Origin of the sequence: Streptomyces sp. LaBMicrA B280 (assembly GCF_049222185.1) — a bacterium.
Lineage (GTDB): Bacteria > Actinomycetota > Actinomycetes > Streptomycetales > Streptomycetaceae > Streptomyces > Streptomyces murinus.
In genome coordinates this window covers 224,106-236,787 of record NZ_JBMJCT010000062.1, presented here as the reverse complement: position 1 = coordinate 236,787, position 12,682 = coordinate 224,106, and the positions used below count along the sequence as shown (strand labels likewise).

The 12,682-nt window shown below is 72.8% G+C and carries 10 protein-coding genes; 4 read left to right on the top strand and 6 right to left on the bottom strand.

Going from position 1 to position 12,682, the window contains the following annotated elements; translation table 11 throughout:
- Window positions 1-78 precede the first annotated feature (78 nt).
- Window positions 79-810, bottom strand: coding sequence for a Crp/Fnr family transcriptional regulator (locus ACLF5H_RS34125; protein WP_421679880.1), 732 nt, complete (start codon window positions 808-810; stop codon window positions 79-81).
- Window positions 811-914: 104 nt separating this feature from the next.
- On the opposite strand from ACLF5H_RS34125, the gene ACLF5H_RS34120 reads away from it, so the two are divergent.
- Both ACLF5H_RS34120 and ACLF5H_RS34115 read left to right on the top strand, forming a co-directional pair.
- Window positions 915-1,688 (top strand): hypothetical protein, encoded by a 774-nt coding sequence (locus tag ACLF5H_RS34120; protein WP_421679879.1) that lies wholly within the window; start codon window positions 915-917, stop codon window positions 1,686-1,688.
- 9 nt (window positions 1,689-1,697) lie between these two features.
- A complete protein-coding gene (locus ACLF5H_RS34115; protein WP_421679878.1) occupies window positions 1,698-2,156 on the top strand; it encodes a hypothetical protein in 459 nt (152 codons plus the stop codon).
- An 18-nt stretch (window positions 2,157-2,174) separates the two neighbouring features.
- On the opposite strand, the gene ACLF5H_RS34110 is transcribed toward ACLF5H_RS34115, so the two are convergent.
- Window positions 2,175-3,350 carry a serine hydrolase domain-containing protein gene (locus ACLF5H_RS34110; protein WP_421679877.1) on the bottom strand — a complete coding sequence of 392 codons (1,176 nt, stop codon included), beginning with the start codon at window positions 3,348-3,350 and terminating at the stop codon, window positions 2,175-2,177.
- Between the two features lie 74 nt (window positions 3,351-3,424).
- Window positions 3,425-5,182, bottom strand: a complete 1,758-nt coding sequence (locus ACLF5H_RS34105) for a TIGR03767 family metallophosphoesterase (RefSeq protein ID WP_421679876.1) — start codon at window positions 5,180-5,182, stop codon at window positions 3,425-3,427.
- A gap of 608 nt (window positions 5,183-5,790) precedes the next feature.
- Between ACLF5H_RS34105 and ACLF5H_RS34100 the strand changes: the two genes are divergently transcribed.
- On the top strand, window positions 5,791-6,810 hold the full coding sequence (locus ACLF5H_RS34100) for an aspartate-semialdehyde dehydrogenase (RefSeq protein WP_421679875.1): 1,020 nt from the start codon (window positions 5,791-5,793) through the stop codon (window positions 6,808-6,810).
- A gap of 66 nt (window positions 6,811-6,876) precedes the next feature.
- Here the strand turns inward: ACLF5H_RS34100 and pepN are convergent, their stop codons facing one another.
- Window positions 6,877-9,447 carry an aminopeptidase N gene (gene pepN, locus ACLF5H_RS34095; RefSeq protein WP_421679874.1) on the bottom strand — a complete coding sequence of 857 codons (2,571 nt, stop codon included), beginning with the start codon at window positions 9,445-9,447 and terminating at the stop codon, window positions 6,877-6,879.
- 113 nt (window positions 9,448-9,560) lie between these two features.
- On the opposite strand from pepN, the gene ACLF5H_RS34090 reads away from it, so the two are divergent.
- Window positions 9,561-10,031 carry a DUF1203 domain-containing protein gene (locus ACLF5H_RS34090; RefSeq protein WP_421679873.1) on the top strand — a complete coding sequence of 157 codons (471 nt, stop codon included), beginning with the start codon at window positions 9,561-9,563 and terminating at the stop codon, window positions 10,029-10,031.
- On the opposite strand, the gene ACLF5H_RS34085 is transcribed toward ACLF5H_RS34090, so the two are convergent.
- Together ACLF5H_RS34085 and ACLF5H_RS34080 are read right to left on the bottom strand one after the other, a co-directional pair.
- The gene (locus tag ACLF5H_RS34085; RefSeq protein WP_421679872.1) at window positions 9,952-10,884 is read right to left on the bottom strand and encodes a methyltransferase domain-containing protein; all 933 of its coding nucleotides are present in this window, start codon (window positions 10,882-10,884) and stop codon (window positions 9,952-9,954) included. The genes ACLF5H_RS34090 and ACLF5H_RS34085 overlap by 80 nt on opposite strands.
- Before the next feature lie 174 nt (window positions 10,885-11,058).
- Complete coding sequence (locus ACLF5H_RS34080) at window positions 11,059-12,600, bottom strand: FAD-dependent monooxygenase (protein ID WP_421679871.1); 1,542 nt, start codon at window positions 12,598-12,600, stop codon at window positions 11,059-11,061.
- Window positions 12,601-12,682: the final 82 nt, after the last annotated feature.

The following is a 12,682-nucleotide window of genomic DNA, read 5'->3' as shown; positions in this document are numbered from 1 at the left end:
CTGTCGTCAAAGTACGGTTTTCCCGGACCGATTTCGAGCGGCCCCGGGGCTCTCGACACCACTTCTGCACAAGGGAGTTCAGGGTTCCGGGTAGGCGATGCGGTACAGCAGGGCGAGGTCCTCGATGCGGACGCTGCGGTAGCCGGTGGCGACGGCGCCCGAACGGCGCAGCGCGCGCAGCGCCTTGTGCACGCTGGGCTCGGCCGCGCCCGCCAGGGTGGCCAGTTCGGGCTGGGTGATCGGCCAGTGGATCACCGCACCGGCGCCCGCGCGCTCCCCGTAGGTCATCGCGAGATGGTGCAGCACCCGGGCGAGGCGGGTGCCGACGTCGCAGCCGGTGAAGTTGATGCGATGGGCGTTGGCCAGGCGCAGTTTGGCCACGATGGCGCGGTTCACGGCGTCCGCGATCCGCGCGTCCCGGCGCAGGCAGTCGAGGAAGGCCGCGCGGGTCACCATCCGGGCGACGAGCGGACCGCAGGTGGTGACGGTGGCCGAGCGGGGATTGCCGTCCACGGCGGCGAGTTCGCCCACCAGATCGCCGCCCATCCGCACCGCGAGCAGGGCGTCCCGGCCGTCCTGGGTGCGGCCGGTGGCCTTCACCACGCCGTCCAGCAGGATCAGCGCGAAGTCGGTGTGCTCGGCCTCCCGGATCAGGATCCGGTCCGCGTCGTAGCGCACCCGTGTCCCGAGGCCCAGCAGGCGGGCGCGCGCGTCCGCGCCGAGGCCGCCGAGCAGGCTGGGCGCCGGCCAGTCCCACTCCTCGCGCGGCCGCCGTCCGGAACGCGCGAGGGACCGGGTGCCGTCCACCATGACCCCAGTATCCCCGCCCGACCCCGTATTCCTACGAGTTGTGCGCACACCGGCGCGGGAAGACTGGAGTACGTCACCTCCGCCGCCGAGCCGAAGCGGGTGCCATGAACGACGAGTTGGAGTACCGGGCCGTGCTGGCCGTGGACATCGAGCGGTCCGCCGGGCGCGGGGACCGGGCGCTCCTGGAGATCCGGGCGCGGCTCACGGAGATGGTCGAGGAGGCGTTCGAGGCGAGCGGTGTCGACTGGTCCGCGTGTCTGCGCCACGATCTGGGCGACGGACTGCGGGTGACGGCACCTGCGGGCACCCGCAAGGCGGCGCTCGTCCATCCGCTGGTGCCCGAACTCGCCCTGCGGCTGCGCACGTACAACCGGGGGGCCGCGCCGCTGACCCGGATCCGGGTGCGGATCGCGCTGCACGCGGGCGATGTCCATGTCTCCCCGGACGGAACGGTCGCCGGGAGCCCGCTGGAGGTCCTGGCCAGACTGCTGGACGCGCCCCCCGCGCGGGCCGCGCTGGCCGGGGCGCCGGAGACGGTGCCCGCGTCGCTGCTGCTGTCCGGGCACTTCTACGACGAGACGGTGCGGCACGGCCATCTCGGCCTGTTCCCCGAGGACTTCCGCAGGGTCGGCTTCACGGTGAAGGAGCACACCGCCGACGCCTGGCTCCAGTTGCCGGGCCGGGAGCTGCCCCCGGACCCGGACACAGACCCGGACCCGGACCCGGCCGGGGCCGCTCCCGAACCGGCCGACGCCCAGGAGCGGCCCGCCGGTTCGGAGACGGCCGGTTCGAGGATGGTCAACAAGGCCACCGGTCACGGCGTCGTCTACGCCACCCAGCACGGCACCCAGCACATCCGGATCGAGCGAAAGCACTGAGGCAAGCGGATGAACGACGAACTGACCGTGCTCGCCGAGGCCGGGGCCGCCGCCGTGGTCACCGCGATGGCCACCGATCTGTGGCAGGAGACCCGCGGCGCCGTCGTCGCCCTCTTCCGCCCGGACCGCCGCCGAAGGGCCGCCCTGGAGAGCCAGCTCGACGGCAACGCGACGCTCGTCCGGCAGGCCCCGGACCCCGACGCGGCCCGGCAGGCGCTCTTCTCCTACTGGACCCTGGAGCTGACCGCGCTGCTCCGGCGCGACCCGGCCGTCCGCGCCGCGCTGGAACGGCTCGCGGCGGCCGTCGAAGAGGCGCCCGGGGGCGGGACGCGGGGGCGGGTGCTGCGGCAGACAAACACGGCGCACGGCTCCGGGACCGTGTTCGCCGTACAGCAGGGCGACCAGCATGCCTACGGCGCGAAGTCGGAGTGGGCGCAGGGGCCGGAGGGGGCGCAGTCGCAGGGCTGAACTCGGCCCGCGCCCACGTCAGTTCCGGGCCGGTACGGACCGGCCCGCGGTGCCGCAGTACTCGGCGTCCAGCACCGCGGTCGTGTCCCCCGCCCAGTCCCCGTTGAAGTTCAGGGCCAGTGTGTGCCGGCCGTCGGGCGTCGCGGCGGCGACCGAGGTGGAGCCCAGGATGTCGCCGGTGTGGGTCCAGACATGGACACCGCAGGACAGCCGCCGGTCCATCAGCCCGAGGCCGTAGCGGACGCCCGGGGCCTGTGCGATCGCCACGGTGGTCCTCAGCTCCCCCGACTGGCGCGCGGGAAGCAGCCGTCCGCCGAGCAGGGCGGCGTAGAAGCGGTCCAGGTCGGCCGAGTCGGAGATCATCGCGCCGGAGGCGGCGGCGAGGGAGGGATCGAGGTCGGTGACGTCGTACGGCTCCCCCACCGAGCCGCCGAACGTCGAGTAGGCCCGGCTGCTGGGCCGGGGCACCTCGACCTCCCCGACGGGCACGGACGTCGCCGTCAGCCGCAGCGGTTCGATGAGACGCCGGGTGATCTCGGTGGCGTACGACCGTCCCGTCGCCTTCTCGATGACCATCCCGGCGATCACGTAGTTGGTGTTGGAGTAGCGCCATGAGGTGCCCGGCGCGAAGTCGGGCGCGTGCCGCAGGGCCATGGCCACCAACCGGCGCGGGGCGAGCGCCTCGTAGCGGTGCCGCCGAAAGCCGTCCTCGGTGAGGTACCGGGCGCGGAAGTCCGGGTCGGCGGTGTAGTCGGGTATCCCGCTGGTGTGGCCGAGGAGTTGGCGCAGGGTGATCCGGCGGCCGTCGTTGCCGTGGCCCTCGACCAGGCCCGGCAGCCAGGTGTCCACGGTGTCGTCCAGGGACAGCCTGCCCTCCGCCTCCAGCTGGAGCAGGACGGTGGCGACGAAGGTCTTGGTCAGGCTGCCGATGCGGTAACGGTCGCCGGGGGAACGCGGCCCGCCGGTGCGCAGGTCGCCGGTCCCGGCGGTGGCGGACCAGGTGCCGCGGGGGTCGTGGACGGTGACGGTCGCGCCGGGAACGCCCGAGCGCACCGCAGCGTCGAGGGCCCGTGCGGTCGCGGCGTGGGCAGGGGCGGGGGCGGGGGCGGGGGCGGCCGGGAGCGCGAGGGCCGTCGCGAGGGCGGCCGCCAGGAGCGGGGCGCCGGCGCTCGCCAGGACGGTGCGGACGCGCATGTCTTCCCCCAGCCTGTGGTGTGCGGTCGGGGGAAGATACCCGTTCGGCGCGTCCCGTGTCGGCCCGGCGCGCGTCAGCCCTTCTTGAGGACCAGCTCCGTGTTGCGGTCGACCGAGGCGCCCGCCAGGTTCGTCTTCGCGCCGGGGGCGTTGAAGGCCAACTCGCGGTAGAGGGAGGCCAGTCCGGTCTGGGAGAGGTCGGAGAAGTCGGTGCGGGCCGGGGCGGCGGACTCGATCAGGGTGGTGAACAGGGAGATCGTGCCGTCCTTGTTGTCGACCAGCTCGATGATGCGGGCCAGGTGCGGGTGGTCGATGTGCGAGGCGGTGGAGATCTCCCAGAAGGAGCCGCCCGCGCTGTTGCGGTGCGGGGTGATCTCGTTCTCGTGCTTGTGCCCGTTGACCCAGGCCAGCACATTGGCGTGCCGGGCCAGCAGGTTGACCACCTCGGCGCCGGTGTGCCGCATCTCGCCGGGGCGGGCCGGGTCGGGGCGCTGGTTGGTCATCGAGTCGCTGGTGTGGTGGCTGAAGACGATCGCGTGGGAGCCCTTGTTGTCCCGCAGCGTCTTCTCCAGCCACTTCAGCTGGGCGGTCCCGACGGACCCCTGGTAGTGGCCGCCCGCGTCGGTGGTGTCCAGGCTGATGCCGATGACGTCCTCGGCGATCCGGAAGGCGTAGTACTGGGTGCCCGCGTCGAGGTTGGCCGAGGAGTAGCCGTGGCCCGCCGGACCGTGCCCCTGGTAGGCGGGGTCCAGATGGGCCTTGAGGTACTCGGCCGGGGTGTACAGGGCGCGCGAGTCGTCGGCCGTGACCGAACGCATTCCGCTCGCATGGGACTTGAGGAAGTCGCGGTAGGCGGCGCCCTTGGGGTCCTTGCCGCTCCAGATGGAGTCCTGGAGCTTCTTGGCGTCGGCGGCGCTCACGCTGAACAGCTTCTTGCCGCCGATCGCCGCCTCGGCGAGGTAGGGGTCGCCGTGGGCGCCGTAGATGCCGAGCGGGAGCGCGTCGTGGTTGCCGACGGTGGAGTACCAGGGCAGGTTGAGGCCGGGGCTGCGCACCTCGCGGATCGCGGCGGCGAGGAAGCCGTCCAGGTGCGGGAAGCCGAGTGCCTTGTCGCTGTCCCCGGCGGTGGACCCGGGCTGCCAGTACAGGGAGAGGCCGCTGTTCTGCACGCCCTCGTAGTGTCTCGGGTCGCCGGTGTTGGGGGTGATCCGGCCGCCGCTCATCACCTTCATGAACCACTCCAGTTCGGAGCGGGCGTTGTTGTCGGTGTTGTCGCCTGTGGTCATCACGAACTGGAGCGGGGCGCCGGTGACGGGGGCGCCGCGCAGCGCGTTGACCCGCTCCACCAGCGAGACGGCGCCGGGCACGGTGAGCGCCTCGTGCGGCCGCCAGACGTCCTGGTGGGCGGCGCGCAGGTACTCCAGGCGCAGCGGGTGCTGCACGTCCTGCAGATGCAGATCGGTGAACTGCACGAACGCGGCGATGGCGTGCCGGCGCTTGTCGCGGCCGACCTTGGGCTTGGCCAGCTCGGTGCGCACCACCCGCTGCCAGCCGGGGCCGTCGGCGAGCCGCCGGTAGCCGGTGCCGTGCGGGGTGGAGACGGTGGCGAGGGTGGTGCCGGTGCGGTAGGGGGCGAGCGGCGCGGCGGCGGCCGGCCGGGACTGGGCGACCGGGGTCTGCCCGGTGGCGGCGGTGGCGGTGGCGGCCTCGCTGTCGGTGGGGCGCAGGGCGAAGCCGACACCCGCGGCGAGCGAGACCGCTCCGACGGCGGTGAGGACGGTACGGCGGTCGACCCCCGCTACGGAGGTGGCGGCAGAGCGTAGGCGCGACATGGTGCGATCTCCCCGAGTGCGAACGCGTCGGCAGTGGCCGCGGGCCGTCACGGACGCGAACGCCCCGCTTGCTATGGACCCTTGGCAACGGGGATGGCATTCATGCGAACGCCACGGCAACTCGGGGCGCCGATCACCGTACGTGGATCTATGGCCCCCGGCCCGGCCATGGACTCGTCCGCGCCGCGCCGGGGGCCGGTCGCCTTCCGTTCAACTACCGGGGTACGAGGGCCTACCCGGCCCACCGGCACACCCTCTGCCGGAACCCTCGCGGGGCCGCCTGGATCCGGGCGCGCGTCCCGGCCGAGCAGGAAGCCGGCCTCGGTGTTGGCCCATGGGTAGAATCGAACGACTGTACGACGGCCACGGTGACTCCGCGGCCATGGGTGACCGGCAGAGGCGTACGTCACATCGTCGTATGAGCGCGATCCGTAGGGGCAGGGGCGGCGAGGGGACGCCGTGGAACCGGAACCGTCCCCGCGGCCGATGGTGTCCCACTCCTCGGGCACATGTCGCAAAGAATTGGACAGGTGGACCGGGGTCGGCCGCATGATGGAAACGCCCCGGTCATCCCGGGGCCAGGCAGGAAACGGACAGAGGGAGTCGTCGTGAGGGTCGGAATCGTCGGAGCCACCGGACAGGTCGGCACGGTCATGCGCAGGATCCTCGTGGAGCGCGACTTCCCGGTCACGCAGCTGCGCCTGTTCGCCTCGGCCCGCTCGGCCGGCACGGTCCTGGACGGCGTGACGGTGGAGGACGCGGCGACCGCCGACTACTCCGGCCTGGACATCGTGCTCTTCTCGGCGGGCGGCGCGACCTCGAAGGCGCTGGCCGAAAAGGTCGCCTCGCAGGGCGCCGTGGTGATCGACAACTCCTCGGCGTGGCGCCGGGACCCCGAGGTGCCGCTGGTCGTCGCCGAGGTGAACCCGCACGCGATCGCCGACCGCCCCAAGGGCATCATCGCCAACCCGAACTGCACCACCATGGCCGCGATGCCGGTCCTCAAGCCGCTGCACGAGGAGGCGGGCCTGGAGGCCCTGATCGTCGCCACGTACCAGGCGGTGTCCGGATCCGGGCTCGCGGGCGTGGCGGAGCTGCACGGCCAGGTGCAGAAGGTCGCCGCCGAGGCCGACAAGCTGACCCATGACGGCGCGGCGGTCGACTTCCCCGAGCCGGGTGTCTACAAGCGCCCCATCGCCTTCAACGTGCTCCCGCTGGCGGGCGCGATCGTGGAAGACGGGGCGAACGAGACCGACGAGGAGCAGAAGCTCCGCAACGAGTCCCGCAAGATCCTGGAGATCCCCGCGCTGAAGGTCTCCGGCACCTGTGTGCGCGTCCCGGTCTTCTCCGGCCACTCGCTGCAGATCAACGCCCGGTTCGCCCGCCCGATCTCCCCGGAGCGCGCCACCGAGCTGCTCGCCAAGGCCCCGGGCGTCGCCCTCTCCGACATCCCGACCCCGCTCCAGGCGGCCGGCCAGGACCCGTCGTACGTCGGCCGGATCCGCGGCGACGAGACGGTGGAGCACGGCCTCGCGCTGTTCGTCTCCAACGACAACCTCCGCAAGGGCGCCGCGCTGAACGCGGTGCAGCTCGCGGAGCTGGTGGCGGCGGAGCTGTCCGCCCGGTAACCCCCGGCGCGACGAAAGGGGCGCCCGGCGAATCGCCGGGCGCCCCTTCCTCGTACCGGCCGGGCGCTACTGGGCGGCGCCGTCCGCGGCCTGGGCCTTCAGCGCGCGCTCGATGCCCGCGCGGGACTCGGAGACCAGACGGCGCAGGGCCGCGCCGGGCTCGGCCGAGGCCAGCCAGGCGTCCGTGCGGTCCAGGATCTCGCCGGAGATCTGGAGCGACGGGTAGAGGCCGACGGCGATCTGCTGGGCGATCTCGTGCGAACGGGAGTCCCAGGCGTCCTTGACGATCTCGAAGTACCGCTCGGCGTACGGCGCCAGCAGTTCGCGCTGGTCCGTCTGCACGAAGCCGCCGATCACGGCCTCCTGCACCGCGTTGGGCAGCTTGTCGGAGTCGACCACCGAGGACCAGGCCTCCGCCTTCGCCTCCTCGGTCGGGCGGGCCGCGCGGGCGGTGGCCGCGTGCCGCTCACCGGCGGCGGTCTTGTCCCGCTCGTACTCGCCGGCGATCTCCGCCTCGTCGTACCGGCCGACGGCCGCGAGGCGCTCCACGAACGCCCAGCGCAGCTCGGTGTCCACGGCCAGGCCCTCGATGGTCTGGGAGCCGTCCAGCAGGGCCTCCAGGAGGTCCAGCTGCTCGGGGGTGCGGGCGGTCGCCGCGAAGGCCCGCGCCCAGGCCAGCTGGTGGTCGCTGCCCGCCTCGGCGCTGCGCAGGTGCGCGAGCGTGGCGTCGGTCCAGCGGGTGAGCAGCGGCTCACGGGCGGCCGGGTCGGCGTACAGGTCGACGGCCAGCTTCACCTGGCGGTGCAGCGACTGTACGACGCCGATGTCGGACTCCTTGCCGATGCCGGACAGCACCAGCGAGAGGTAGTCGCGGGTGGCCAGCTCGGCGTCCCGCGTCATGTCCCAGGCGGAGGCCCAGCACAGGGCGCGCGGCAGGGACGCCTCGAAGTCGCCGAGGTGCTCGGTGACGAACGCGAGGGACTGCTCGTCCAGGCGGACCTTGGCGTACGACAGATCGTCGTCGTTGAGCAGGATCACGGCCGGGCGCGCCTTGCCGGTCAGCTGCGGTACGGCGGTCAGCTCACCGTCCACGTCCAGCTCGATCCGCTCGGTGCGGACCAGCTTGCCGGCCGCGTCGAGGTCGTACAGGCCGATCGCGATGCGGTGCGGGCGCAGGGTCGGCTCGCCCTGGGCGCCGGCGGGCAGCGCGGGGGCCTCCTGGCGCACGGCGAAGGAGGTGACGACCCCGTCGGCGTCCGTCTCGACCTCGGGCCGCAGGACGTTGATCCCGGCGGTCTCCAGCCACTTCTTCGACCAGGTCTTCAGGTCGCGTCCGGAGGTCTCCTCCAGGGCGCCCAGCAGGTCGGACAGGCGGGTGTTGCCGAACGCGTGCCGCTTGAAGTACGCCTGCACGCCCTTGAAGAACTCGTCCTCGCCGACGTACGCCACCAGCTGCTTGAGGACGGAGGCGCCCTTGGCGTAGGTGATGCCGTCGAAGTTGACGAGGACGTCGTCCAGGTCGCGGATGTCCGCCATGATCGGGTGCGTGGAGGGCAGCTGGTCCTGCCGGTACGCCCAGGTCTTCATGGAGTTGGCGAACGTGGTCCACGAGTGCGGCCAGCGCGAGCCGGGGGCGGCGGCCTGGCAGGCGATGGAGGTGTAGGTGGCGAACGACTCGTTCAGCCACAGGTCGTTCCACCACTCCATGGTGACCAGGTCGCCGAACCACATGTGGGCCAGCTCGTGCAGCAGCGTCTCCGCGCGCAGCTCGTACGCCGCGTCGGTCACCTTGGACCGGAAGACGTACTGGTCGCGGATGGTGACCGCGCCGGCGTTCTCCATGGCGCCCGCGTTGAACTCGGGGACGAAGAGCTGGTCGTACTTCTCGAAGGGGTACGCGCAGTCGAACTTCTCCTGGAACCAGTCGAAGCCCTGCCGGGTGACCTCGAAGATCGCGTCCGAGTCGAGGAACTCGGCGAGCGAGGGCCGGCAGTAGATGCCGAGCGGCACGCTCTGGCCGTCCTTCTCGTAGACGCTGTGCACCGAGTGGTACGGGCCGACGATCAGCGCGGTGATGTACGACGAGATGCGGGGCGTCGGCGCGAACGTCCAGACGTTGTCCCGCGGCTCCGGGGTCGGCGAGTTGGACACCACGGTCCAGCCCTCGGGCGCCGTCACGGTGAACTGGAAGGTGGCCTTCAGGTCCGGCTGCTCGAAGGAGGCGAAGACGCGGCGCGCGTCCGGGACCTCGAACTGGGTGTACAGATAGGCCTGCTCGTCGACCGGGTCGACGAAGCGGTGCAGGCCCTCACCGGTGTTGGTGTACGCGCAGTCGGCCACGACCCGCAGGACGTTGCGGCCCTCCAGCAGACCCGGCAGCGTGATCCGCGAGTCCGCGAACACCTCGGCCGGCTCCAGCCGGTCGCCGTTGAGCACGACCTCGTGGACGGCCGGGGCCACCAGGTCGATGAAGGACTCCGCCCCGCTGCGGGCGACGTCGAAGCGCACCGTGGTCACGGACCTGTAGGTACCGCCCTCCTGCGCGCCGGAGAGGTCGAGTTCGATCTCGTACGAGTCAACGTTGAGCAGCTCAGCCCGCTGCCGCGCCTCTTCGCGAGTCAGGTTTGTGCCAGGCACGCGGTCATCTCCTCGTTTATGTGTGGGTTGCGCCATCCTTCCATGCCGTCCGGCGGGAATGCGATGTCCGTATGCCGCCGGTGAGGTGGGCCGCGCCGCCGGAAGGTGGACTCATGACGACGTACACCGTGTGCCCCATTCCCGCAGGTACTCTCGCCGCGCTGCGCACCGAGGACGACGCGGGCGTTCCCGCGGCGGGTTACCTCGACCCGGAGGGCGACGCTCCGCTGCGCTGCTGCCTGCGCCGCAGCGCACCCGGGGAGCGAATTGCCCTTGTCTCATACGCTCCGCTGCGCCGCTGGGCGGCGGAGACCGGCGCCCGCCCCGGCGCGTACGACGAGCGGGGGCCGGTCTTCGTGCACGCGGACGGCTGCCCCGGTCCCTCCGGCCCCGAGCTGCCCTTCACCAACACCCACCGCGTCCTGCGCCGCTACTCGGCGCAGGGGCACATCCTCGGCGGGGAACTGGTGCGCGAGGACTTCCCGGCGGCCCTCACCCGGGCGTTCAGCGACCCGGAGGTGGCGTTCCTCCATGTGCGGGCGGTGGAGTACGGGTGCTTCCTGTACGAGGTGCGGCGGGGCTGACGGGCCGCCGCCGGTAGACGGTGACCAGGGCGGAGACGGTGACCCGCCCCGCCGTCCCGGTGGGCTCCAGATGGCGCGCGCTCGGGGTCATCGCGACCAGGTCGAGGGCCTGCGCCGCGCCCAGGTCCAGCCCGTACTCGACCCGTTCGGTGCCGCCGTCCTCGAAGCAGGGGTCCAGCGCGCGGTGCAGCCGCCGCTCCTTGTCCGGGTCGACGGCGACCATCCCGGGCAGCCGGTCGCGCAGTTCCGCGAGGTGCCGGGGGGTGGGGCGGACGACGATCAGGCGGCCGTGCGGGCGCAGCACGCGGTGGAACTCGGCCGGGTTGCGCGGGGCGAACACGTCCAGGACGACATCGGCGGCGCCGTCGGCCAGCGGGAGCGGGCGGAAGAGGTCCCAGCTCACCGCGGCGGCCCGGTCGTGGGCCCGCGCGGCCGAACGCAGGGCGCGCGCGGAGGAGTCCAGGCCGAGACCGCGGGCGCCGGGCAGCCGGTCGAGGACACCGGCGAGGTAGTAGCCGGTGCCGCAGCCCGCGTCCACGACCGTGGCCGGGTGCGGCCGCGTCCCGGCGGCCAGCCGGGCCACGGCCCGCCGCAGCGGCGCGTATCCGCCGGTGGCCAGGAAGCGCTCCCTGGCGCGGACCATGGGCGCGTCGTCGCCGCTGGTCGCGCGGGCGCCGGTGAGGAAGGCGGCGTAACCGGGCCGGGCGAGGTCGAAGGTGTGCCCGGCCGGGCAGCGCAGGGCGCCGGGGGCGGGGCTCAGGCGGGGTGCGCCACAGGTGGGGCAGCGCAGCAGGTCGAGGAAGGGGACGAGAGCGCGCGGAAACGACGCGGGCACGGGAGACAGAGGAGACATGGGAAAGGCACTCCTGGCGGACCGACGGGAGGGGACGGTGCCCGGGGTTCATGCCGCCGGGCACACCGAGGAGGGCGATGCCATACGGCGTCGCCCTCGTCGTCCTCCGGTCAGAGGAAGCAGTGGTGCGGGGTGCTCAGGAATGCCACGGGGGGAGTGTAAGCGGCGCCCTTTTCAGTGGAGTTGGCGGGCGGGGGCGGGGCCCAGGTGGGCGGTCAGGACGGACCGCAGGTCACCCGGGGCGGGAGTGCCGTCCGAGGCCCAGGCCGCGTAGCCGTCGGGGCGGACCAGGAGGGTGGTACGGCGGGCGCTCGCCCAGTGGGCCGTGGTCAGACGGTCGGGGTGGGGCGGCAGCTCATGGGAGAAGGGCTCGTGGGCCGGGGTGATCAGGACGAAGTGGCCGTCGCGCAGGGCCTCGTAGAGGCGGGTGCCGTCGGCGAGACGGACGTCGGGGACGCGGGTGCCGGTGAGCGGGTGGGTGCCGCGGGGCGCGGGGTAGCGGTAGCCGATGCCGGTGACCTGGGCGGTGGCCTTGCGGCGGGCGGGGCCGACGTGGCTCACGAGCCCGGTGAGCGCGGCGCGGGCGGCCCGGGTCCAGGGGCGCTTGACCATCGCCAGCCGCACCAGCCCGCCGCTGCTGCGCAGGACCGCCTTGCCGACGGGGTGCCGTTCGGACTGGTAGGTGTCGAGCAGGGCCGGGTCCGCGTGCCCGGCGAGGACGGAGACCAGCTTCCAGCTGAGGTTGGCCGCGTCCTGGAGGCCGGTGTTCATGCCCTGCCCCCCGGCCGGGGTGTGCACATGCGCGGCGTCCCCGGCGAGGAACACCCGCCCGACCCGGTACGCCGGTGCCTGCCGCTCGTCGCTGTGGAACCGGGACATCCAGCGGGCGTCGTGCATCCCGTAGTCACGGCCGAGCGCGAGCCGGGTGATCTCCTTGATCTCGGCCAGGTCCAGCGGCTCGGTGTCGGGCACATCGCGGCCGCGGTGCCAGCCGATCACCCGGTGGTATCCGTCCCCGAACGGCGCGAGGAACGCGAACGCGTCACCCACCGCGTTGACCGTGAGCAGCTCGTCCGGCTGTTCGGCCAGCCTCACATCGGCCAGTACGACGGACCGGAGCACCGACTTCCCGGGGAACGGCAGCCCGATCGCGCCCCGCACCGCGCTGCGCATGCCGTCCGCGCCGACGACGTACGCGGCCCGCAGCGATTCCGTACGGCCTTCCGGGCCGCGCGTCTCGACCGTCACCCCGTCCGCGTCCTGGACGAGCCCGGCCATCTCGGTGTCGTACCGGAACTCCGCCCCCGCCTCGACGGCCCGCCGCGCCAGCGCCTTCTCGACCTCGTACTGCGGGAGGACGAGGAGGTGGTTGAAGCGGGAGGGCAGGTCGGTGAGGTCGATGGAGAGGCGGCCGAAGAGGCGGAGCCGGTCGAGGGTGCGGCCGGTGGCCTCCAGTTCGTCGGCGAGGCCGCGGGCGTCGAGCTGTTCGAGGGTGCGGGCGTGCAGGGCGAAGGCGCGGGAGAGGTTGCTGATCTTCTGGGGGCGCTTCTCCAGCACGGTGACCGGGATGCCGGCGGTGGCGAGATCACCGGCGAGGAGGAGGCCGGTGGGGCCGGAGCCGACGACGATGACGCGGGTGGGGTCGGTGGTGCTGGTGGTGCCGGTTGTGTCTGTGTGGTCGGTGCTGCCGGTGGGATGTCCGTTGCTGCCGGTCATGGTGGCCTCCTGTGGGTGCCAACGCCCGTGGGTCAACGCTCGTTGGCCAACGCCTGTCGGCCAACATCCGTTGGTCAACAAC

Bases quoted from the DNA above. Each gene is read 5' to 3' on its own strand.
- ACLF5H_RS34125 (WP_421679880.1), bottom strand. From the start codon at position 810: ATGGTGGACGGCACCCGGTCCCTCGCGCGTTCCGGACGGCGGCCGCGC.
- ACLF5H_RS34120 (WP_421679879.1), top strand. From the start codon at position 915: ATGAACGACGAGTTGGAGTACCGGGCCGTGCTGGCCGTGGACATCGAG.
- ACLF5H_RS34115 (WP_421679878.1), top strand. From the start codon at position 1,698: ATGAACGACGAACTGACCGTGCTCGCCGAGGCCGGGGCCGCCGCCGTG.
- ACLF5H_RS34110 (WP_421679877.1), bottom strand. From the start codon at position 3,350: ATGCGCGTCCGCACCGTCCTGGCGAGCGCCGGCGCCCCGCTCCTGGCG.
- ACLF5H_RS34105 (WP_421679876.1), bottom strand. From the start codon at position 5,182: ATGTCGCGCCTACGCTCTGCCGCCACCTCCGTAGCGGGGGTCGACCGC.
- ACLF5H_RS34090 (WP_421679873.1), top strand. From the start codon at position 9,561: ATGACGACGTACACCGTGTGCCCCATTCCCGCAGGTACTCTCGCCGCG.
- ACLF5H_RS34085 (WP_421679872.1), bottom strand. From the start codon at position 10,884: ATGTCTCCTCTGTCTCCCGTGCCCGCGTCGTTTCCGCGCGCTCTCGTC.
- ACLF5H_RS34080 (WP_421679871.1), bottom strand. From the start codon at position 12,600: ATGACCGGCAGCAACGGACATCCCACCGGCAGCACCGACCACACAGAC.